This is a genomic window from Marinagarivorans algicola, assembly GCF_001292705.1.
Lineage (GTDB): Bacteria > Pseudomonadota > Gammaproteobacteria > Pseudomonadales > Cellvibrionaceae > Marinagarivorans > Marinagarivorans algicola.
In genome coordinates this window covers 11,872-34,395 of record NZ_LGAK01000043.1, presented here as the reverse complement: position 1 = coordinate 34,395, position 22,524 = coordinate 11,872, and the positions used below count along the sequence as shown (strand labels likewise).

Sequence of the window (22,524 nt, the reverse complement as noted above, 5' to 3'; positions counted from 1 at the left end):
ATTATGTTATTAAAATACTCTGCTTTTTTAACCGCTACTTTATTGTGCCTCGCTAGTTCTTTGAGCTTTGCTGGCGCTCAGGTCGTTAGCGATAGCGCCAATAAAGACAGCAAAGGTTTCACCATTGCCAAAGAGGTGCAAGACCGTGATAGCGGTTGGGGTGATAGTCATGCCAAAATGGAAATGATACTCAGCAATAAACAAGGGCAAAGTAGTCGCCGTACCATGGAGCTTAAAACCTTAGAGGTAGCCGGTGATGGCGATAAATCGCTAACGGTCTTCCATACACCACGTGATGTGCAAGGTACAGCATTTTTATCTTATTCGCATGCCTTAGAAGCTGACGAACAATGGTTATACTTACCTGCGCTTAAGCGGGTTAAACGTATTAGCTCGGCTAACAAGTCGGGCCCGTTTTTAGGTAGTGAATTTTCGTTCGAAGACTTATCTTCTTTTGAAGTAGAAAAGTATACTTATGAGTTTATACGTGAAGATACTTTAGCGGGTAATCGTGTTTTTGTTGTTCAATATACCCCTAAGTACAGTCATTCGGGTTATACCCATTTAGAGGTATGGATCGATCAAAAAGAATACTTGTTTCGTAAAATAGAATTTTATGACCGCAAGGCATCACATTTGAAAACATTAGAATTTAACGAATATAAAGCTTTTGGAAAATATTGGCGGGCTATGGAGTACAAAGTCAGTAATCATCAAACGGGTAAAAGCACGATTTTAAATTGGCAGGATTATGCCTTTAAGACGGGTTTGAATGATGCAGATTTTAATAAGAATGCCTTAAAGCGCGCACGTTAATATAAAAAATATGTAACTATTCAGAGGTACCTAAATTGGGCACTAATGAATCATTGTCTGTGTCGCTCAAGTCATCTATGGGTGCTATATAAGCACCAAGACCGTTCACATTACATCACAGTTATGGATGGCTTGGGTGGTTAAATTAATGATTCATTAGGACTTGATTTAGGGGCTTTTAAAAAATATTTTTCAATATGGTTTTCAGGGTATGTGAGTATTTTTAGGCATTGCGACCATAATTTATTAGGCTCTTATATTTGAACCAACTATTAAGGATAACGCGGTGAAAAACGTTTTATTAGCAAGCTATATCATTGTCTTTTTTAGTCAATTCGCGGTAGCCGATAACAGCTTTATTCATAATGTTGATGTACGCGGCAATACAGGTAGTGGTGTTCGTGGCTTTACTGAGTATCAAAAGCTGCAAGGTTCTGTTTTTGGTGAAATCGAAGTCCATTGGCAAAGTGAAAGTACGAATAATAGCTTTACCACAACTCTTTTTGGCCGTATGGATAGCTTAGATAGTGAGCGCACCCATGCGGATATTCGTGAATTTATGTGGCTATACTATACCGATAGTTGGGAAATAAAAGCGGGTATAGGTAAAGTGTTTTGGGGCGTAACTGAGTCGGCGCACCGGGTAGATATTATTAATCAAACCGATAGCGTAGAAACACCCGATGGTGAAGCTAAGCTTGGGCAACCGATGATCAATTGGTCGGGTATTTATCATTGGGGTACGGTTGATGCTTTTGTCTTGCCTTACTTTCGTGAACGTACATTGGCCAGTATTGATAGTCCTTTAAATATAGGCTTATTTATCAGTGATGCTATTTATGAAAGCGATAAAAAGCAAGAGCACACCGATTATGCACTGCGCTATTCACAGACTGTAGGGGTATGGGATTTAGGCTTGTCATATTTTAAAGGGACTGACCGTGCACCAGTATTAGCGCCTGTTGTTAATAGTGAAGGCATACAACTAGTACCCTATTACTTACAAATTGAACAAGCTGGTTTAGAAGTGCAAGCTACGCTGGGCAGTTGGCTTTGGAAGTTGGAGGCTATTCACCAAGAAAATAATCGTAGAAATTACGCTGCTTTAACAGCGGGTTTTGAATATACATTAATCAGTATTGCCGACAGCGCAAAAGATTTGGGTTTACTGGTTGAATTACATCGCGATAGCCGCAATGGACAAGCTGATGACCCTTTGCAACATGACCTTTTTGTTGGCGCACGGCTGACTTTTAATGATATAAGCGATACAGCATTTTTAGTCGGTGTGATCCAAGATTTGACCGATAGTGATAGCCGCTTAGCCTTTATAGAAGCTAGCCGTCGTATGGGTGATGATTGGACTGTAAGCTTAGATGGCCGAATGTACTTAAGCGAAACGCCAGAGAATATTATCTATGGTTTACGTAAAGCCGATCATATAACGTTGGAAGCGACTTACCATTTTTAATGGGTAACTATTCAACCAAGCTAAAATAATTAAACTGATAAGTGTGCTGATGGATATTTTCTAGGTATTTAAGCGCTGGGAGCGCGTTTTTTAAATCCAGGCTGGCTCAGTATTTTATACTATTTTTCCCAAAAAGGTGGCGTTCCTATTTTTTCAATGAGGTAGTCAATAAAAACTCTTACTTTAGCAGATAGCACATTTGATTTTGGGTAAACTAACCAAATAGCAGCTTGGTCGTCAATTTGGTAGTCGGGTAATATGCGAACTAATGCCCCTGTTTTTAATTCTGTATGAATATTCCACATTGAGCTCATGCAAATGCCAATACCAGCCTCTGCCGCGATTCGCATGCTAGCACCATCATCACAAATAACACGAGGTTTTGTATTTATTGCCGGGAATGAAAAAGTGGCTGAATGCTTTTTTGATATTAGTTTTCTTGGTGTTGAATTCATAAATACCAATAGCTGATGATTTTTGAGATCTTGAGGCTCTCTTGGAGTACCGTATTTTTCTAAATAACAAGGTGAGGCACATAAAATTCGGGTGTCATCCGCTAATTTTCTACCAATAAGGCTACTGTCTTGAGCGACATAGTTACGCAAAGCTAAATCAAAGCCGCCTTCAATTATACTAACTTGCGTATCTGATAATTTGAGCTCGATATTAACGCTAGGGTATAGCTCAAGAAATTCGGGTAGGATCGGGGCCACAAAACGTTGCGCAAAAGTACTAGAGGCGGCAAGTCTTAAAGTTCCGCTGGCATGGGCATTACCTGCGCCTAGGGCGGCAAAGGCAGCATCTTCTTGTGCGATGATTTCTCTGGCATAAGGTAGGAATTCCGCGCCTTCTATGGATAAGCTTATTTTGCGGGTAGATCTATGAAATAAGTCGGCGCCTACCTGAAGCTCCAGTTTTGATAATCGCGCACTGGCCATGGAAGATGTGAGGCCAAGTTTACGCCCTGCACCGCTGATATTTAGCATGTCAGCTGCTGTCACAAAGAGCCTTATACCACTTGTATCCATCAATTATCCTCAAAATCAGAATTCTGATTCCCTTTATATCGCATATACACGTGAAGTCAAAGTTATTAGGATGATAACAGTTAGTTGGGGGCGCCGGCTTATGAGTTATGTATCGCGAGGTCAAATATGAACATAAGAGCTTTTGTTAATTATCATGTGGTGAGTAAGAGCCCTCAAGCTTTCCACTTTGATGTAGGCGGTATTGCTGGAAATTTGATTTCCCCTAAGCTCGTAGCGACTGAGGTGGATGTTAAGGATATCCGGGGAAAGGCTCGCCATGTGAATTTTGACGATGACGGTATTGTTTTTGTCAAACATAACTCCGCAATCGAGCAATTTGAAACGATGGGTGACGATGAGTCGCGCTACAATCATGAAATTGAGGCGCTTCTCAAAAAGACTATCAACGCATGTGAGGTGATTGTTTTTGATCATACAGTGAGAATTGATGATCCTGACTCTGCTCGCAAGCCGGCGCGAAATGTTCATAACGATTACAGCTGTGTGGGTGCAAAACAACGATTAATTGACCTTGTTGGTCAACAACGTGCGGCTGATTTTGAAAGCGGCTCGTTTGGTTTTGTTAATGTATGGCGGCCGATTGAACGCCCGATTACCGATTCACCGCTCGGCTTTATTCGTCCAAGTTCGATGAAGCCAGAAGATTGGATGACGATAGAATTAGTCTATTCAGATCGACAAGGTGAAATTTTAGGTACTGCATTTAACCCTAAGCATGAATGGTTTTACCAATCAAATATGCAGCCAGATGAAGCCATCATTTTTAATATATATGACAACCATGGAAGGCATTACCTAGCGCATAGCGCGCTCGATATTAGTGGCGAAAAAAAATCACAGCTTCCTAGAAAAAGTATCGAAACACGCACAGTGGTGCGCTATAAATAACAGACCAAAGATCCAGCGGCATGCATAGCAAAAATGCTCTGATACAGTAGAGTAACTGTGCCTTGCCAATTGAATAAATAGGAAACAAATATGGGAAAGGTTATTTTATTAACAGGTGCGACTGATGGTATTGGTTTTGAAACGGCAAAAATGCTGGCTGCCAAAGGCCATACTTTACTATTGCATGGTCGCAATGAACCAAAGTTAAGTCATACAAAATCAGTCCTTGCTCAGCAATATCGAGAAATAGTGATTGAAACGCATTGCTCAGATTTTTCGAATTTAGCAGACGTTGAGGCATTTGCCTCTGTTGTTCAAGAGCGTTATTCGACGATTGATGTACTGATTAATAATGCAGGTGTTTTTAAAACTCCGCATCCTATTACCAGTACAGGCTACGATATTCGATTCATTGTAAATACAATCGCACCCTATCTTTTAACTAGAAAAATACTTCCTGTATTTAATAGTAGCAGCCGAGTGATTAATCTCTCTTCGGCGGCCCAGGCATCGGTTAACCTGCGGGCGTTAAATGGCGATCAAATTTTATCTGATAGCGATGCCTATGCACAAAGTAAACTCGCATTGACCATGTGGACATTCCAGCTGGCACGAATACTTGGTAATGATGCGCCAGCATTTATTGCTGTTAACCCTGCCTCATTTCTTGGGAGTAAAATGGTTAAAGAAGCATACGGCCATGAAGGGAAAGATTTACATATCGGGGCAAATATACTGATTAGGGCTGCGTTGAGCGATGACTTTTCAGGTTTTACCGGGCAGTATTTTGATAATGATCGCGGTACGTGGACTCAGCCGCACCCAGATGCACTCGATGAGGTAAAGAACAAAGCACTTATCACGGCCATTGAGCAGATATTAATAAAACAAGGGATAAATAATATCTAAACAGAATGAGGTGCTCGTTTTCGTACTATTTTTACTGTAATTCATAACAACGCTGTACGTTCTAACCTACATCTTAGAGAGAAAATCACGATGAAGTATGAAGGCTTTAATTATATTTATGACCGCTCATACCAATGCGTGTAAGCAAGCGGTTTACTTTTGCGGGCGAGCAAGGTTCGGAATACGATCTTAAAAATCAGCGCAACTGGAATGATTTTGCAATGAAAGTTAAAGACATTAACTAGTTGTTTATAATAAATCTCGATATAGCGGCCTGTTAAAAGACTGCTCAAGAAAGGGTTCTTCGCCTTTTATTGAGTATTGATGATCCAGTATATCGCGCTGGTAAAAATGATTTATTTTATAGTGGAATAATATTATGACAGTTATAAAAGTAATAATTACTGGAATTTTGAGTGTTTTTTGCATTTCTACCGCGGCGCTGCCTAAAAATAAAGATGCACAATCCGAGGTTGTAATCGTAGAAGATGTGCACTGGGGTTATTTGAACCCACTCCGTGGTGACAAAAGCCCTGGCGCAGCTGATTTATGGGGCGATCGTACTAAAAGTGTGGCTACCGGTATGTTAGTCCGATTTAATCTGGGGTTTTCTTCACCGCCGCATATTCATAATATTACATACCGCGGTGTGGTTATCAAAGGCATGATGCATAACGATACGCCTAATGCTGAAAAAATGTGGATGCCGCCAGGCTCTTTTTGGATGCAGCCGGCAGGGCAAAACCACATTACCGCAGCAAACGGAAAAGCTAATTTAATTTACTTGGAGATTGACAAGGGTCCTTATTTAGTGAAACCGTCTGCTGAGCATTTTGACAATGGTGAAAGGCCGATCAATCAACATAAATCCAACATAGTATGGCTAAATCAAGACGACTCTACGTGGGTAAAGGGCGGCGACGTTGAAATAACGGCGCTATGGGAAAATGCAGACAAGCTAAGAGGTTCGATGATAAAAATTCCCGCCGGCTTTAACGGTAAGTTAAAAACGGATGCGAGTGAATTTCGAGTTGTCGTAATAACCGGTGAGGTTATGTATAAATCCAAAGAAACAACAGAACCTAAAAAACTATTGCCGGGCAGCTACTTTAGTTCAACTGGAAAGTTTCAACATATGCTGAGCGCGTCTGAACCATCAACGCTCTATATTCGATCTGGCAGCGATTTTCATGTTTCCCAAAAAAGATAATCCTGAACAGCGGTGTTGGAAAGTTTATGACCTGCTGTGGAAGGGCTTGAGTATGTCACAGTCAATGATTTTTCAGGGTTTAAAGAGCCTTCTAAGTTGAATCAAAAATATATTGAACTTGATGTGGGTATTTGCACATTAGAATTTAACAATTCTACCCTCTTTGGGATGAATTAGTGCACGGATTAAACATGATAGGCGTGTTTTAAATAACACCCTGTATCAGCATTACGGATAGATAATCAGCAATAATTTTTTGCCAGTAGCACGTAGTGTACTGTGTTTTGATGTGTTAAAAGCATCGAATAGCCTCTGATTAAAGAGTGCTTGGCAGTATTCTATATTTTATACGGAAAGCTTGTGATATGTGAAAAACACAATTCTGTCATCAGGGCTTTCTGAATAAAGACTAGTGAATGATAATTTTGGAGATAAATATGAAAGCAATGATAGTAAACGCATTTGGTGGCCCAGATGTTTTTGAAGTAACTGAGCTGCCTAAGCCAGTGGTAAGTTCTGGACATGTTTTGGTAAAAATTGCAGCAACCAGTGTTAACACTGTGGATATGATGATTCGACAGATGGGCCCTGAGCTCCCCCTTTCACCCGCGGCGCCTGCTCTTTTGGGTATGGATTTTGCCGGGGTGGTTGAAGAAGTGGGTGAGGGCGTCACCGAATACAGCGTGGGAGACGAGGTATATGGTTGCGCAGGTGGGTTGGCCGATCTACCGGGTACATTGGCCGAATACATTGTAGCAGACGCGCGGTTGGTGGCTTTGAAACCTAAAAACTTGTCAATGCGTGAAGCGGCTGCGTTGCCATTGGTGGGCATTACTGCCTATGAAGGATTACAGCGTGCGGGTGTAAAGGCAGGCCAGAATATTCTTGTGCATGGGGGCTCGGGTGGCGTCGGTCATGTGGCTGTGCAGTTAGCTCGCCATTTTGGGGCTAATGTATTTTCAACCGGTGGCGGTAGTGCGCAAACAGCTTTGATTGAAAAACTCGGTGCAACACCGATTAACTACCGAACCGAGTCAGTCGAAGATTACGTGCAAAAGCATACACAAGGTGTGGGTTTTGACATTGTCTTTGATACGGTAGGTGGCGCGAATATGACTAATTCATTTAATGCTGCAACACTGAATGGTCATGTCGTTTCGACAGTATCGCTATTAGAGATTGATTTATCACCGGTACATTTTAGAGGCTTGTCTGTGCATGTGGTGTTTATGTTGATTCCAATGCTGCACAATCATGCTCGTGACAAACATGCTGCAATTCTTAAAGCCATAGCATCGATTGTTGAAGCCGGTGAATTAACGCCTGTGCTTGATGAAATGACTTATAGCCTGACAGAAGCGGGTAAAGCGCATGAGCGTTTGGCCAGTGGAGAGGGAATGGGTAAAGTCGTTATTGACGTTTAAGTGCGGTTAGCTCGTTGGGTATTTTGCCGTTAAAATGTTAAAACAGGTGTAACCTTCAGAAATACGGGAATTGGGCGCCAATAAGTTATTGGCTGGGTTGCTCAAGCCATCTGCGACTTTGCGCTCCTGCAAAGTCGCATCTTGCTGCTCACATACCCAGAACATCATTTACCAGATAAGGTGTGTCAGTTTGGCTGAATAATCACAACAGCTTATACATTAACCTGTAGCTCTGCTAAACGGCCACGCCCTTTCCATTTATTAACACCAAACTGCGTGTCGTTAATACCATAACAATTAATCAGTGAGGTGAGCAGCTCGCTGTGGGGGCGGTTAGCACTTGTGGGTACATCGACTAAGCGGCCCATATTAAAGGCGCCACCGGCATTGCCTATCAATAATTGGCGCGAGTCTCTGCCAGAGTGCGCTGCGCCATCGGCGAGCTCAGTGGCCCACATAATCATGGTATTGTCCATCACGCTACCGTTGCCTTCGGGCATAGCCGAAAGCGTATTGACGAGGTAGTTAATGTTGTGCGCCGCTTGGGCTCCAGCATTTACGATGGCATCGTAGGCGCCCGCATTTGAGGCACGGTTATTGACGTTAGCTTTATGGCTTTCGCCGCCGTGCGCGTGATACTTGCCAATATTCACCACCGAAACGCGGGTCACGTTACAGGCAAATGCCTGTGCCGTAATATCCATATAGGTGCGGTTAATCGCATTGTACTTGGCTTGATTATTCCGTAGCGCATCACCTTCTTTAAAGCTACTGCCTTGGCTTGGGAGCGACATTTGGCTGCCAATCACAGGTAGTTCGCATGCGCTCATATCGGTATCGTTGGTGCTGTTATTTTGAAATTCTAAGCGGCTAATGAGTTCATTCAAACCCTCTAGATGCTGCTCTAAGCGGCCTTTGTCTTCTGCACCAACGCGTGCTTTGAGCTCTTGATAGCGTGCGCGGGTATCGTTTAAGACCGTTGCGCGTACAACATTGAGTTTTTCTTCGCGGGTGGGAGCGCTACCGCTACCACCGCCAATGCCGCCAAAGTATTGATCAAACGCTTTGAAAGGGTCCATCAAAGGTAAAATCGGTTGATTAGGGCCTTTATGGCTGAATGCTTTTGTAGCATCTAGGGCCATATGAATAGAGCGTCGAGATACGCCGTTGCTTATTTGACTGGCAATACGCTGGTCAAAACTTGGGCCTTGAACGTTATTAGAGGTATCTTTGTTGCCCTCTAGAGGCCGGCTAGTGAGTAACCCCGCTTGCGCACCGGGATGAGCACCGTTTTCGCCATTTTGGGTAAGACCCCGAATAATGGTCATCTTGTCTTTATGTGCCTCGAGGGGGCGTAAGATGTTACCCAACCTGTAATTGCTGGCGTTACCGCTTACCCACTCCTTAGGAATGGTGCCTAAGCTGTTGATCAAAACGCATAGGCGCTTAGGTGTTTCATCGGCAGCCATGGCTGTAGAGCCGGCGAAGTACTCTAACCAAGGTAAACCTAAGGTTGCCGTGCCTTTTTTTAATATGTCGCGGCGAGTGACTTTATTTTTCATGTTAATTGACCTCGTTTCGGTACATAAAGGCATGAGTTTGCGTTAACTCAACTAATAACTCTTTTAGGTTTTTCCCTTTGGTAGAGAACGCCTCGTAGGCTTGCTCCATGCTGCAATGGTCATCACCGACTTCATCAATATGGCGACCATAAGCATAGTTAGCCCAGCTGGTTACGGCACAATGGGTCACTTGATCACTTTGCGCTAAGGCTTGTGAGAGATCGGCTAAGCCGGTAAAGGTACCGTCACTATCGGTGGCAATTAGTTCGCCAGAGCTATCGATGGGCAAGTTATTTTCTTCATCTCTCCAGCGGCCAACAGGGTCGTAGTTTTCGAAAATAAAGCCTGCAGGGTTTAAAATACGATGACATTGGAAGCAGTTGCCAGAGCCGGTGGTTTGCGTCCAGCGCTCGCGGGTTGTCACAGATGCATCTTGTGGCGGAAAGACAATATTCACCTCGGTTGGGTCTGGTGTGGCAAGGTGGACACACATTACTTTTTCTAAGACAAACACACTCCGTAAAATCGGCGCTGTTTCATCGGGTCGCGCGCCAGTGGCCATTAAGCTGCCTTGCGATAAAAGACCAAAGTTTTTACCGGGGTTATTAACCTTTACAAAATTATTAGTGCCGGGCTTAGTAATGCCGTAAAACTCGGCTAAGTTATTGTTAGCAAAGGTGTAGTCAGCTGTTAATAGCTCATCGAGTGTCGAGGTGCCATCCCAAAAAACATGGTCAATAAAGGCCTCGGTTTCGCGGCGTAGCTGGTTGGGTGTATTGGCCGTAAAGCCTGGGTAATCGGCTGGTGTGCGCTCTAACGAGCCAATATCACCAATGCCTAACCACTGGGTGTAATAATCGCGAATAACAGGCTTGGCGCGCTCATCATTTAATAAGCGCTCGGCTTGTGCCCGTATTTGCGCTTTGGTGCGCAATTTATTTTGCTGGGCAAGGTCCATGAGTATGTCGTCAGGTGTTGTGGCCCAAAACATATACGATAAACGCGATGCCATTTCCCAAGAGGTCAGTTGCACAACGCCGTTGTTGAGCGTACCACTGGCACCAAACTCAGCACGGTAAATAAAAGCTGGTGACTGCAAAATAGTTTCAAGGACAAGCTGAATACCGCCTTTAAAGTCTGTGGCTTGTTTACCCGCAGCAAAAATGGCTTTTAAAGAGTTCTTTTCTTTGTTGGTGAGAGGGCGGCGGAAGGCCTTTTGACCAAAGTCGTTAATAAAGCCGTGCGCGCAGGCATTATCGAGTGTTGCACAGCTTAGCAAGGCATCGCCTGCTGCCGGAGGCGTGGGGCTACTGGCATCGCATCGTGCACCGCCACACATGCACACGCTATTGGCGGCGGCGCTGTTTTTACAATCGTTAGCTGTATTGCCGTAAGTGGCCTTACAGTCGGGCGTGCTATTACACTGATCACCCGATGCCGGTACCATGCTGGCGGCACTATTAAGCTTTTTGACTGCTTCAATGGCGACTTTTTTAGCAACAACTTCAAAGGCTTCAACATGTGCACCCGAAACATCTAGGCCGTCTTCGTTGGTATCAAACCCTTTTAAAATGTTTTCATCGGGGAAGTCTGCGGCTAAGGCCACATCAACACCTAAAAGATCTTTGAGTGAGTTGGCATATTGGCGTTTGTTGAGGCGTCGCATCGGCGAGTGGCCTGGTTTAATGTCGTTATTGTTACACGTGACGCTCACTGGGCTGGTAAAGGTTTTGACATAAGTGGCAACATCGATGGCGCACTCACCTACACATGCGCCAGGTGTAGGCATGGTGTCGATAATCTTTTTGATGAGTACTTGAGGGTCACTACAGGTACTGCATTCGCCGGGTGTGAGCGGGTAGTTAACGGCACCGCTGTGGCCGTTGACGCCATGGCAATCTTGGCATTGTTGCTCATAAATTGTGGCACCGTTTAGCGCATTACCAGGGTAGGGGTAAACAACATTTTCACCACCGCTAGAGCTTACACTGCTAGCGGATGACGCCGGCGTTAAGCGATCAAAGGTAGCAATAAACGCGGCGGTATTGCGCGCGCAATCCCCAATGCAGTTATCAACAGGGCCTAGTGGCATACTGGCAATAATGTAGTTTTTTAATTTATTGATTTTTGTACAGTCTGTGTGTTCACAGGCAAATTGCCCCGTGGCCGCATTAATAATATGGCTGGTTGCGCCAAAGGCTGTACTCACGCCTCGTACACCGCCTTTATCGTGGCAAGCGGCACATTGCGCATCATATTCTTGTTCACCCTTAACTAAGTCTGGGCCTGTATTAGCACTGCTTGGGTTATTGGCTGATGAGCTGTTAGGGGTGGGCGCGGCGCTCGAGGTTGCAGCACTACTGTTATCGGGGTCGACAGGCTCTGATACACAGGCGGTAATCAGGCAGGCAGCTAATAGGGCTAAAGCCGGTTTTAATGCGTCCAGTGCTAGGCGCTTAAGCGTAAAGGGCTTAACCGCGCGTAACCCGAGCGTTAGTAGGTGTGGTGTAAACATAAGGATGCCTCCCATTGGCAACAGCTTAATGGTTTTTCTATCGTTCTTAATCTAATCGGATAATCGTTAAAACAGGTGGTACCTGCATGTTCCGATCACTCCTGGGTGTACAGTATTATGCAAATGACAGGCTTTTTATGTTGTGTACTTAAGCACAGCGCCGGTGAATAACCTTTTTTATATGCGGTGAATATTCATTAGTTGAACTCACCGCACACTGTCAGATTTACACTTTGGGGTTTAATGTGGCGCGGTGAATATTGCAGATTTACTCCGGCACAATGGCCCAAATTTTGACGTTATCCATTTGCACTTCACCTTCTGAGGGGGTGGTCCAACCCCATTTTGATTTGAAGTGGTCTAAACCGCGCGGCTGTTTGTTTGGGCGGCCAATGTCGGCAGCTTGTGCGACTGGCGGCTGTGCTAAATGGCCTTCTATTTTGCCGGGTGAATCCAGTGCAAGCTTGAACTGTAAGGGTTGGCCGCGCTCTGCCATATGAAATTCAGTGCGGCTGCCGTGCATAACAACACGCATGGTGTACCATTTGTTTTTGACGAGAGAGTGATTTTTACGCACATCTTTTGAGGCTAAGTCTGAAAAGTATTGCGCTTTAATGCGGTTTAGCTCGGCACCGCTGACTTTTTTCTCGACCTCTTTAAGGCCAAAAACGCCACCAATATCATCGCGAATAAGAATAAAATTGGTGCTCACTTGCACGCGGCTAATGTGGCCTGCATGGGTGTATTTACGTGAATACCAGTCATCAATCACAATGTTGACGGTGTTGCCAACAACAAACTTAAGGTCAAACTCAATGATGGTGTCGTCGAAGTCGTTAGGAATGGTGCCTTTAAGATTGTTGCGGGTGCTGGCGCCTTGGTATTGATCCCAGTCGGCTAAACCCGATAAGCGTGCAGTCGATCCATGACCAGCCCCTGCAGGAGTGACTAATGAAAAAATCCCATTGCGAATTGCGCCACCGGTCCACTGGTTGCGATTGCCACCAGTAAAATCAGCTTCGTAAATCAGCTCGCCTTTGCGGTACCGAGATAAATCACCAGAGGTTGACGAGGCACTACCCGAAGAGTGTTGACCGGCATCAGGCCAATCATCACCGGGGCACCAAGGTTGCTTGACTGTATGAGCGATATAAGCGGCGATGTTATCGCCTTTAGGTTGGCCAATGCCGGTACTTGTATTAGGCATGTACATGGCAATAAAGTCGCCCAATGGCATCATCTGCTTACCGACGCCACCGCGGGGTTGATAGCCATCGTTATCGCTATCAAAGGTATCAATGGTTTTACCGGCTTTTGCCCAGCGCGTTTGTCCATCAGTGGGGACTTCACCATGACAAGCCTGGCAGCCTGTCATATAGGCGGTTTTGCCTGCGGCTACTTTATTATCACAGCCTGTAGATGCCGATGATGTGCTGCCAGTACTACTGCTTGTAGTTGGTGGAAGACTATCGCAGCGGGCTGAACCACAAAGGCATACACTCGTGGTAGCGGCGCTATTTCTACAGTCGGTTGCGCGTGAGCCATAAGTGATACGACAATCGGGTGTGTTATTACATTGGTCGGCATGAGGAATCATGGAGACCGAAGAGCTACTCATGGCGCTGCTCGGTGTGACAGGCACACTACTGGCCGGTGGGCTCATTATCGGTGTACTACTCATCGCTGTACTACTAATAGGCATGCTACTTACCACACTGCTAGCGCTGCTTGCCATTAGGCTTGACGAAGCTTGACTTGAGGTGGATGTTGGCGGCTTTGGTGTCGTGCCACCGGTACACCCAATCGCCATAACGGTAATGGCTGCTAAGGCAACCTTTTGTCCAAAGCCGCGTATGGCGACAAAAAAGTACTGTGTATTGACCATTGATATCAGCTCTGATGGGTGATTTATGAATGTATTATGTTGTGCGTAAAATAAAGTCTTGCCAAATAAAGTGCTGCTAAATAAAGATGAAGGCAACCGTTGAAGTACTAATTTATGGGCACAATACGACCCCTAGGCACACTATTACTGTGGCTATTAGAGAGTATTTTAAATAAGATGGCTTTTGATTTTAGGGCGTACTGCGCATAAGAGTAAATTGGGTCGTTAACTATCGATATCGCTACTTACCAATGACCACGACAAAAAATTAGTCTCAGACCAATAAGTCTCACTTTGTGATATTTAAGCTCTACTAGTTCGGTGGCGTGGTGCGGTCTTGTGATGTCAATATCATCACGTTTACACCATTAATATAGGGGTTCATCGCACTCAGCTATATGTTTTTAGCAAAACATCTCACGTCCCAAATGACTATTTACAAAAAAAACAATGAATCACGCCACAATTTATGTGACCCAATAAAAGCGGGGTTCGATGGTATTGGGACTTTGAGATGAGATTCAACTTAAATAAATTGACATGTATTTTTAACGTATTTAATCATTGTATGGCGAAGATGATTATGCAAATCGCTTAAAAACAGGTAAAGCACAAAGCCAATAAAGTCATCTATGGCCATCGTGCAAACCTTATAAAAACCACAACCACGGGTATTGCATATAACATTTAGGGTTGTGGGTTTACTCAATGACCCCAGCTAAACTCTCTGCGGGTGTTATAACTGACTCAGCGAGGCTGGGGCTGTGGACGGTGAGCTAGGGGGCTATTGGCGGTGTTGATGGTTATGCGCCGCTCGTAAGTATTTACCAGCTACCTCGGTAGCAAAATAAACAACAGGCACTAGAGCGGCGTTACCATCAATGGCAATCTCGCGCGATGCCCAGCCAGTACCCGTTAAAGTGAACATTTTCATACCCGGTAAAGAGCCAAACTTGGGCATCTCGGGGTCATTAGAGTTGGTCCAGTTATTGGGTCCCAGTGCTAATTTACCATCCTCACTATCACTGACCAAGGCGTCATGTGTACGCGTGACTGCGTGCTCAATGTGGGGGTAATGCTCGGCAGTATACATGGCTAAAGCCACGGCGTTTGTCCCTGATATTTGGTCAAGCACTCGCAAAACCCCATTAGTATAATCGGCGGCTTGCTGGTAGGCTCCTTGTGCATAACTGATATCAGCAGCCACCATTAAAATACGCGCATCATTTAATTGCATGCGATTAGACGCCCAGCGAAAGTTATTATCTTTGTCGTCATTATCCTTGGCATCCCAAATGTTAGCTTGCACATCCAACGTAACGCCGGGGTAGCCCACTTGTTGGTTGCGCAAGATCGTATTCGCAAATGTTGTTAGATCTTGATGGGCAGCGCTTAAGTCCATGTCTTTAGGTTGATGCGTGAGTAGTGAGAGCGTCGCCTCTGGCGATACCGCACCAAAAAAGAAGCTGTCTATCCGCAAATGATGGCTATGCGCTTCGATTTGCGTTTTGAGCTGTTGCGCATCGGTTGTGTGTCCTAAAGTTAATGCGGCTAAATAGAGCTCGACTAATGCCGCATAGTGATCGTCGTTGATGTTGTTGTCTTTAGGGTCGGCAATGGGCCCATCAGCACAGGGGTCGCGGTGGCTGCGAGGGTCGCGCCATAAGCTCCAGTTATCGTTATTGGGGTAGTAGCCGCCTTCACCGCCTACATCTTTGTGGGTAATGCACACAAAAGGTGTTTGTTGTGCGTTATCTAAGGCCATTTTGGCGTATTGATAATGATGATCGCGGATCGCAGTATTGCCGTAGTTTTGGTGCAAGCGCGCCATAGCGGCGAGTGTGCGCGCGATCGAAAAGGTAGCTTTGGTTTCTGGCTTAGAAATACAAGGCCCGCTATTACCCGGTGCGCCTGGGCAAACGGCATAAGTGGTATTGGTAAAAGTTGCAAATTTAGCGGCTGCGAGCTTTTGCCCCGGAAAGATAATTTTATCCATGGGGCGGCTCATAAAAACGAGCTGGCTATAAACTTGATTATAATCACCGGCCTGCTGGTAATACTCATTGACGTTAGGGTAGGTTTCAAGCAGGTTAATCAGTGCCCACTGCGCCTCGGCGGCGTTGACAGGGTAGTAACCCTGATCGCCTGCGTCAGCGACAAAATCTAGAGTGACACTGTGATCGGTCCAATTATTGACCGCGCGATTAAAGTGGTCGCCGCGACGTTCATGGTCTTTAAAATAATCAAAAAATTCGTATTTCAAGTCTCCATAAGGGTCATCGCTAATACTAAAAAATACAGACTCCTGACCATTAATGCGCAATCGATAATTGTTGCCAGGAGTTGTTAATGCTGAAAAATCGATACGGTAAAAGCTATCGCCAGACGCGAAATCGTCCGCGCGATAGTCCTCGGTAACGCCTTGCAATACAACTTTATTTTTGCCCTGAATCACCTGCCAATCTATGGCTTGTTGATTAGGGCTAATAAAAACCGCGACTTTATTTTGCAGCGGTAAGTAACCTGCATAATTCAGCCGAAAAGGACTATTCATTTGCTGTCCATCATCGTAGCGGACGGTGTTTTTAGGGTGATTAGAGCACCCAGCTATCACTGCACTAAGGGTCAGGCTTAAAGCCAAAAGTGAAGAACGGAAGCACAACATAGATAAAGCCTGAAGCCAGTATTGTCTTAAATACAGCTATGTAATAAAGGTTAATAAAACGCCACATCATAAAGGAAAGGTGCATTATGCTCAAATGTTCGTCACCCTAAACAGCCTAAAAACCTGTATCCTTTGGTTTTTCTTTATAACAGTAGCTGTCATCAATGCAGACCTCTTTTTTAATGCACGTCACACCCAAGCAGCAAGCAATGACGCTCTACGATTTTTTAGATTTACAGTTTCCTTTTTTTGTCAAAAAAAGTTGGTCTCAGGTACTGGTTGCCGATACGGTTACCCTACAAGGCCTGCCAGTTATAGGAAACCCACTGTTAAAAGCTGGTGATGTGGTTGCGTTTAGTTTACATCAATATTCCGAGCCTACGGTCAATACGCAGTGGCGCCTATACTGGCAAAACGAAGCATTATTAGTTGTGCATAAGCCGGCTAATTTGCCAGTGCAACGCACAACACGCAATATTTATAATACATTAACAGCGTTGGTGCGCCGCGATTTACATTTACCCGAAGCCCAGCCGCTTCACCGACTAGACTTGGAGACGGCCGGCTTAGTACTTTTTGCTAAAAATAAACTCAGTACACGAGTTTGGCAACCACAGCTTAAAAGCCTTTTGCAAAAAAAAATTTACCAAGCCGTCGTATGGGGTAAACCTGTGTGGCGTAAGTATACATTCACCTGCCGTTTGGCCACCCAAGCGCATAGCCCTATACGCTGTAAAATGTACTGCACGCCCGAGCACTCAGTGGCTCAGCCCGGGCAAAAACTGGGTAAACTCAGCACTACGCATTTTACAGTGCTTAAGTCATTCACTGCAGCCACTGGCAATGGTCGTTATGATCAAGTGTTTTCTGTTGTTGCGTGTGAATTACAAACTGGGCGCAAGCATCAAATACGTGCTCAGTTGGCTCATTTGGGCCACCCTATTGTCGGCGATAAAATTTATGCCCATGATGGCAGCTATTATTTAAAAAGATTACGCGATGCCACCACCGAAGCCGATGAGCAAATGTTACTGACTGATCACCACTTGCTCGTAGCGTGCAGTGCGCAGCTACAGGGGCTGCCTGAGCGGCGGCAAGAAGTGAAGGTACATCAAAAACAAAAAGTGCATGCTCAGCAAGGGATCATTGACAACCAAGAGGGCTCAGTGCAACAGCTTATTTTAAAAGACGAAGATTACCCTATTGCTTGGCAGCGTTTTATAGGCTGATATCTCATCATCTAGCCGCCGAAAGTATCCAGCTCAATCTCACCCTTGGCTTCGTAAATATCCAAATAATTAATAAAAGTATCACCGTCTTGGATGATTGCATTTTTTTGCTTTATACCTGTCCAGCGATTTCGGCCATTATGTTTTGAGCGGTATAAGCACCAGTCGGCAATAGATATGGTTTGTTCTAAATTAATAGCATCTGGTGAATTTGCATCAAAAGGAAAGCAAGCGTAGCCAATCGAGCATGTGCGTGTGATAGTTTCTTTGGTGTCTAATTCAAATAATTCATTCGAAAGTGCTGTTCTTATTTTCTCGGCTAATACACCGGCATGTTCCGGGCATACATAGCGCGATACAATTAAAAATTCTTCACCTCCCCATCGAATAACTAAGTCAGATCCGCGACAAAATTTGATTAATACCTTAGCTATTTGTTTAAGTACAATATCACCATTATTATGGCCATAAGTATCATTGACTGATTTAAAATGGTCAATATCAACCAGATAAAATATAAGATTTTTATCTGTAGCGCTAGTATCTTGTTGTTCATTTTTAAGGTAGTGGCAGCGTAATGATTTAGAAATATCAGCGTCTATTGTATTATAAAAATATCGCCTATTTTTAAGGCCTGTTAAAGGGTCGCTAAAGCTGGCTTCTTCCATCACTCTATAAGCTATTCGTAGCTCATTATTTTTTAATTCTAGCTCTTTTGTGCGCTCAGAAATTTTAGCCTCTAAAGATTTACGCTTAGTATATTGGCCATACAAAAAAATAATAATTAAGAGTAGCCCAACACACACACACAATAAGTAAGTCCACCAAGTTGCCCACCAAGGCGGCAAAATAGTCAGTTTTATTGTCAGTTCGTTATCTAGCCATATCCCTTCGTTATTAGCGGCTTTAACCCGTAGTAAATAACGGCCAGAATCAAGATTCGTATAGCCTGCTGAACGTCTTGATCCTGAAAAGGTCCAGTCATCATCAAAACCTTCTAACTTATAGGCGTATTCATTTTTATCGGGAACATCATAGTTCAGTAAGGCAAATTCAAAAGTCATCACAGTTTGATCGTATTCTAACGTGATTTCTTTTGTTTGGATGATTGATTGTGCTAAAGTGAAATCAGATATTAAGCGCTCTTTATCTTTTACATTTGCCTTATAATCATCGATCGTACTCTGCTGCTCAAACTGGCTAACATCAATTTTAGGGGGCGTGACTAAGACTTCCTGATTAAATAATTTAAATCCGGTCATCACAAGTGGAGCGATATAATTATTGGTAAATACTTTTTTAGGATTAATAATAATCAAGCCCTCTGTACTACCAAAAGCCACTTCACCGCTGTGCGTCTTTAGACCCGCTGTAGAAGAAAAAATATTACTCGGCAAGCCGTTATCAGTTGTAAAGTTTTTAATGTGGTGTGTGTGGGGGTTAAGGCGTGAAATACCACCACCCGTGGCCACCCAAATATCACCATTATCATCTTCAACAATCGACTCTATGGTATTGTGTACTAGGCCATCGCGCATGCGGTAGGCGCCTGTTGTATTACTGTTTTTATCCCAATAATGTAAGCCATCGCCTTCGGTACCAATCCATAGGCGTTTATTAGAATCCTCTACAACAACTAATACAATGGGCATTCGCAAATTAATGACACTTCCTTTAGTATGTCCTGCCAGCTCAAAAAAATCATATTTCGCTAGCTCTCGAGATTCGGTATTTTTTTTATCGAATGCTTGATAATCTTTAGTTAATCTAAAAAGCCCATCATCAGAGGCTATCCATAAATCACCTCGATGATCAAATTGAAAATCTAGTGCCGGAGCAGCAATGGCGTCGTGCTCTGGCTTAAAAAAATATTGTGTAAAGTCATTGCGTGCAGTATTAAAACGACTAACGCCGCCCTCGCCATTACCGGCCCATATATCACCCTCAGTGCTTTTTTCCAGTGTCCATACATCTTGATGTGACAGGCTAAAAGGGTTGCCGTATTCAGATACAAATTCCTGAAAGACTTGTGTTTTAAGGTTGTAGCGCCTTAAACCGCCACCTATGCTGCCTATCCATAAATCGTTATCGTCAAGTAATAAAGCACTGATCGTTCGTGAAAAAAAATGATCTTTATTATCCTTATGGCGCAATATAATATTTTTATGACGATCAAAATAATTTAAGCCATGTCGTGTACCTATCCATAAATTATTTGCTTTATCTTCGGCAATAGAGGTGACATCGGTATTGCTTAAACTGTTGTCATTCCCAGGCTCATGTTGGTAGTTTAAAATAGCGTTAGAATAACGATCAATGCGCGCAACACCGGCAGGTGAAAACCCTAGCCAAATACCTTCACTGGCATCTTGGTAAAGTGTGCCAACAATAATGTTGCGCCCTTCTTTGGCGTGTAAGTAGGCGTTAAAATTATCGGTCTTAGGGTTGTAGCGTGCAATGCCGTTGTTACCTGTTGCTAGCCATAATTCGCCATTAGTTAGGCAGAGTATTTTTTGAATTCTTCCCGCAATCAAACTATACTCACTTTTATCTGGCATATAGCGTTTAAATTGCCCCTGACCTAAATAGCGATTTAAGCCCCAGTTAGTACCGACCCACATAACGCCATGAGCATCTCTTGCGATAGTGCTTGGGAAGTTATTACTTAATGTTGAGGGGTCATTTGGGTGGTGTACAAAGCGCTCGATGACTTGTTTTTTTTGAGTGTCAAAGATATCGACACCTATATTCTTAATAGCTAACCATAAATACCCGTTAGTATCTTCAGCTAAGTTAATAATAATATTATCACTAATGGATGCTGGGTTACCCGGTTCGGCTTTAAATCGGTCAAAATCTTGCGTGGCTTGATTAAAGCGCATTAAGCCGCCGCCATTGCTAGCCACCCATAAATGACCTTTACGATCTTCTAATAGCGCCACAATGGCGTTATGGCTTAGGCTACGATCATTATTTTTATCATGTAAAAAGCGTTCAAAGCGATCTGTGCTGGCATTATAGCGATTAAGCCCCCAAAAGCTGGCTACCCATAGCACGCCTTGTGAGTCAATCAGTAAATCATTTAAAGAATTGGTTGACAGTGATGTGGGATCGATAGATTTGTGCTGGTAAATTTTAGTCTGGTAGCCATCCCAGCGCGCTAAACCGTTTTTACCTGACACCCAAATAAATCCTGTCGGATCTTGAATGATATCGGTAACTTCCCCAATCATATCTAACTGTGTACCGCCATAACTTTTGAGCCGTACAGTGTCATTATGCAGCGAGCGCAAGCTTCCTGTAGAGGTTGTAGAGGCAAGGCCATCTGTCGTTTTTTGGTTAATAGCTTGTTGACTAATACTTTCTTGGCTAATAGCTAATAACTGTAGGGTGATTAAAATATAGATAAGGGTGGCTAGTATACAGCTTACCGCTCGCAAACGATAAGGTACAAATAAATAATTTTTATTCACTATAAAATTTTTATATTCCATGATTAACTATGAGTCAGCAAAAAATGTCTATGCCTAACCAATCTTATTCAGTGTATTAATGGGCAATACTCAACTATTAAGCTGCTTTGGTCCGTTAATGCATAAACAACTATCCATCGCATATACCCCAGAGGGGCGTCCTTGATTTCACGTGGTTAATGGTTTCGAGAATTAAAATCATCTTTGCTAAAAGCCTATATAGCGCGCCATTTGATAACGAATTCAATAATATACTATTGTGTAAAACAAAACCATCGGGCTCTTATATCCTACAAGATAAAATTTCACTTCAGCGATAGCGCCACGCCAAAATTCGTGTGATTTTATTGCCTTGATGCATGGCAATTTCTTTGATTTCAGCGGCTTTTTGTTTGCATAAAAGTTTTTTGGCTGGTGCCAAGTTATCGGCCTTTGATACAAGAGTTGTAAACCACTGGCATTGATGAGCAAACAAAAGACTTTCTTTAATCATCATGCGAATAAATTTTGATTCGCCGCCTTTACACCACAGCTCAGCCTGTTGACCACCAAAATTGAGAGTAGAGGCTTTGGTGTTTGTGCTCGATTGACGATTGGCGGTAAGGTTTTTATTTTTTCTTTGGCTACCTTTGAGTGCTTCTTCTAGTGAAGCATGAAAGGGTGGGTTACAGACAGTTACGTCATAATATTCGTTAGGTAATATTATACCTGCAAACATTTTTGATCTCTGCGTTTGTAAGCGCAGTGTTACTTTAGTCTCTAAAGTGGGGTTATTGACTAATATCGTTGTGACATTGCTGAGCGCTAGGGGATCTATGTCGCTAGCGGTGCATGTCCAGCCATAGACTTGACTGGCTAATAAACTATAAATGCCATTCGCACCTGTGCCAACATCCAATAGTGCAAAAGTTTTTTTAGTCGGGTGATCTGCTTTTAATAGATCGGCAACATAGTGAATGTAGTCCACTCGGCCAGGAATCGGTGGGCATAAAAAGCCTTGGGGGATATCCCACTGCCGAATACCGTAGCTGCCGATTAATAAAGCGGTATTTAAGTGTTTGACGGCTGCGGGGTCGGCATAATTGATACTTGTATTACCGTATGCAGTGCATATTAGATGATCTGTCAGTGGAGGGTGCGCAGTACATAGCGCTGCAAAATCATAACCCTTTCGGTGAAGGTTACGCGGATGAAGGCCTTTATTCGAGCCTCGTGGATACTGGGGGGAATCGTTATTCACAAATAGGGGCACTTACTGAAAAATGAAACACAAGAAGATAACACCGTGTATGGGTGTACGGCATGGGTTGATCATGGCTGGCGTGAAAGGAGTGTATATCACTTTTAACCGCTATCCAACATCGCTTAAATGAGTATTTGTCTTACGGTTAAAGCAGCAGTAAGGTGCGATATTTTGATGTAATCAAT

Annotated in this window: 15 protein-coding genes; 7 read left to right on the top strand and 8 right to left on the bottom strand. The window is 43.7% G+C overall.

Annotated features, from left to right (window positions below; all coding sequences use genetic code 11):
• Window positions 1-3 precede the first annotated feature (3 nt).
• Entirely contained in the window at window positions 4-816 is an 813-nt protein-coding gene (locus AC438_RS13120) for an outer membrane lipoprotein-sorting protein (protein ID WP_053981721.1), read from the top strand.
• Window positions 817-1,102: 286 nt separating this feature from the next.
• Complete coding sequence (locus AC438_RS13115; RefSeq protein WP_053981720.1) at window positions 1,103-2,287, top strand: hypothetical protein; 1,185 nt, start codon at window positions 1,103-1,105, stop codon at window positions 2,285-2,287.
• A 119-nt stretch (window positions 2,288-2,406) separates the two neighbouring features.
• Here the strand turns inward: AC438_RS13115 and AC438_RS13110 are convergent, their stop codons facing one another.
• Window positions 2,407-3,288: a LysR family transcriptional regulator gene (locus AC438_RS13110; protein WP_202904766.1), complete on the bottom strand. Its 882-nt coding sequence runs from the start codon at window positions 3,286-3,288 to the stop codon at window positions 2,407-2,409.
• Between the two features lie 153 nt (window positions 3,289-3,441).
• On the opposite strand from AC438_RS13110, the gene AC438_RS13105 reads away from it, so the two are divergent.
• The 4 genes from AC438_RS13105 to AC438_RS13090 all read left to right on the top strand — a co-directional run bounded on the left by AC438_RS13105 (window position 3,442) and on the right by AC438_RS13090 (window position 7,767).
• Entirely contained in the window at window positions 3,442-4,224 is a 783-nt protein-coding gene (locus AC438_RS13105) for a CmcJ/NvfI family oxidoreductase (RefSeq protein ID WP_053981718.1), read from the top strand.
• 90 nt (window positions 4,225-4,314) lie between these two features.
• Window positions 4,315-5,133 carry an SDR family NAD(P)-dependent oxidoreductase gene (locus tag AC438_RS13100; RefSeq protein WP_053981717.1) on the top strand — a complete coding sequence of 273 codons (819 nt, stop codon included), beginning with the start codon at window positions 4,315-4,317 and terminating at the stop codon, window positions 5,131-5,133.
• A 379-nt stretch (window positions 5,134-5,512) separates the two neighbouring features.
• Complete coding sequence (locus AC438_RS13095; RefSeq protein ID WP_053981716.1) at window positions 5,513-6,343, top strand: DUF4437 domain-containing protein; 831 nt, start codon at window positions 5,513-5,515, stop codon at window positions 6,341-6,343.
• Between the two features lie 437 nt (window positions 6,344-6,780).
• Entirely contained in the window at window positions 6,781-7,767 is a 987-nt protein-coding gene (locus AC438_RS13090) for a zinc-dependent alcohol dehydrogenase family protein (RefSeq protein WP_053981715.1), read from the top strand.
• Window positions 7,768-7,773: 6 nt separating this feature from the next.
• Here the strand turns inward: AC438_RS13090 and AC438_RS16860 are convergent, their stop codons facing one another.
• The 5 genes from AC438_RS16860 to AC438_RS13070 all read right to left on the bottom strand — a co-directional run bounded on the left by AC438_RS16860 (window position 7,774) and on the right by AC438_RS13070 (window position 16,283).
• On the bottom strand, window positions 7,774-7,935 hold the full coding sequence (locus AC438_RS16860) for a hypothetical protein (protein WP_156317079.1): 162 nt from the start codon (window positions 7,933-7,935) through the stop codon (window positions 7,774-7,776).
• Window positions 7,936-7,979: 44 nt separating this feature from the next.
• Complete coding sequence (locus AC438_RS13085; RefSeq protein ID WP_053981714.1) at window positions 7,980-9,329, bottom strand: DUF1552 domain-containing protein; 1,350 nt, start codon at window positions 9,327-9,329, stop codon at window positions 7,980-7,982.
• Window position 9,330: 1 nt separating this feature from the next.
• The gene (locus tag AC438_RS13080; RefSeq protein WP_053981713.1) at window positions 9,331-11,844 is read right to left on the bottom strand and encodes a DUF1592 domain-containing protein; all 2,514 of its coding nucleotides are present in this window, start codon (window positions 11,842-11,844) and stop codon (window positions 9,331-9,333) included.
• Window positions 11,845-12,112: 268 nt separating this feature from the next.
• Window positions 12,113-13,729 carry a cytochrome c family protein gene (locus tag AC438_RS13075; RefSeq protein ID WP_053981712.1) on the bottom strand — a complete coding sequence of 539 codons (1,617 nt, stop codon included), beginning with the start codon at window positions 13,727-13,729 and terminating at the stop codon, window positions 12,113-12,115.
• 784 nt (window positions 13,730-14,513) lie between these two features.
• Window positions 14,514-16,283 carry a cellulase N-terminal Ig-like domain-containing protein gene (locus AC438_RS13070; protein ID WP_162230745.1) on the bottom strand — a complete coding sequence of 590 codons (1,770 nt, stop codon included), beginning with the start codon at window positions 16,281-16,283 and terminating at the stop codon, window positions 14,514-14,516.
• A 275-nt stretch (window positions 16,284-16,558) separates the two neighbouring features.
• Between AC438_RS13070 and AC438_RS13065 the strand changes: the two genes are divergently transcribed.
• The gene (locus tag AC438_RS13065) at window positions 16,559-17,623 is read left to right on the top strand and encodes an RluA family pseudouridine synthase (RefSeq protein ID WP_053981710.1); all 1,065 of its coding nucleotides are present in this window, start codon (window positions 16,559-16,561) and stop codon (window positions 17,621-17,623) included.
• 11 nt (window positions 17,624-17,634) lie between these two features.
• Here AC438_RS13065 and AC438_RS13060 read toward each other — a convergent pair whose 3' ends face one another.
• Window positions 17,635-21,117 (bottom strand): ligand-binding sensor domain-containing diguanylate cyclase, encoded by a 3,483-nt coding sequence (locus AC438_RS13060; RefSeq protein ID WP_053981709.1) that lies wholly within the window; start codon window positions 21,115-21,117, stop codon window positions 17,635-17,637.
• Between the two features lie 289 nt (window positions 21,118-21,406).
• On the bottom strand, window positions 21,407-22,336 hold the full coding sequence (gene rlmF, locus AC438_RS13055) for a 23S rRNA (adenine(1618)-N(6))-methyltransferase RlmF (protein ID WP_053981708.1): 930 nt from the start codon (window positions 22,334-22,336) through the stop codon (window positions 21,407-21,409).
• Window positions 22,337-22,524 lie beyond the last annotated feature (188 nt).

Coding starts and splice junctions, on each gene's coding strand:
- AC438_RS13105 (WP_053981718.1), top strand. CDS start 3,442: ATGAACATAAGAGCTTTTGTTAATTATCATGTGGTGAGTAAGAGCCCT.
- AC438_RS13080 (WP_053981713.1), bottom strand. CDS start 11,844: ATGTTTACACCACACCTACTAACGCTCGGGTTACGCGCGGTTAAGCCC.
- AC438_RS13070 (WP_162230745.1), bottom strand. CDS start 16,283: ATGAATAGTCCTTTTCGGCTGAATTATGCAGGTTACTTACCGCTGCAA.
- AC438_RS13075 (WP_053981712.1), bottom strand. CDS start 13,729: ATGGTCAATACACAGTACTTTTTTGTCGCCATACGCGGCTTTGGACAA.
- AC438_RS13085 (WP_053981714.1), bottom strand. CDS start 9,329: ATGAAAAATAAAGTCACTCGCCGCGACATATTAAAAAAAGGCACGGCA.
- AC438_RS13095 (WP_053981716.1), top strand. CDS start 5,513: ATGACAGTTATAAAAGTAATAATTACTGGAATTTTGAGTGTTTTTTGC.
- AC438_RS13120 (WP_053981721.1), top strand. CDS start 4: ATGTTATTAAAATACTCTGCTTTTTTAACCGCTACTTTATTGTGCCTC.
- AC438_RS13065 (WP_053981710.1), top strand. CDS start 16,559: ATGCAGACCTCTTTTTTAATGCACGTCACACCCAAGCAGCAAGCAATG.
- AC438_RS13060 (WP_053981709.1), bottom strand. CDS start 21,117: ATGGAATATAAAAATTTTATAGTGAATAAAAATTATTTATTTGTACCT.
- AC438_RS13090 (WP_053981715.1), top strand. CDS start 6,781: ATGAAAGCAATGATAGTAAACGCATTTGGTGGCCCAGATGTTTTTGAA.
- AC438_RS16860 (WP_156317079.1), bottom strand. CDS start 7,935: ATGATGTTCTGGGTATGTGAGCAGCAAGATGCGACTTTGCAGGAGCGC.
- AC438_RS13100 (WP_053981717.1), top strand. CDS start 4,315: ATGGGAAAGGTTATTTTATTAACAGGTGCGACTGATGGTATTGGTTTT.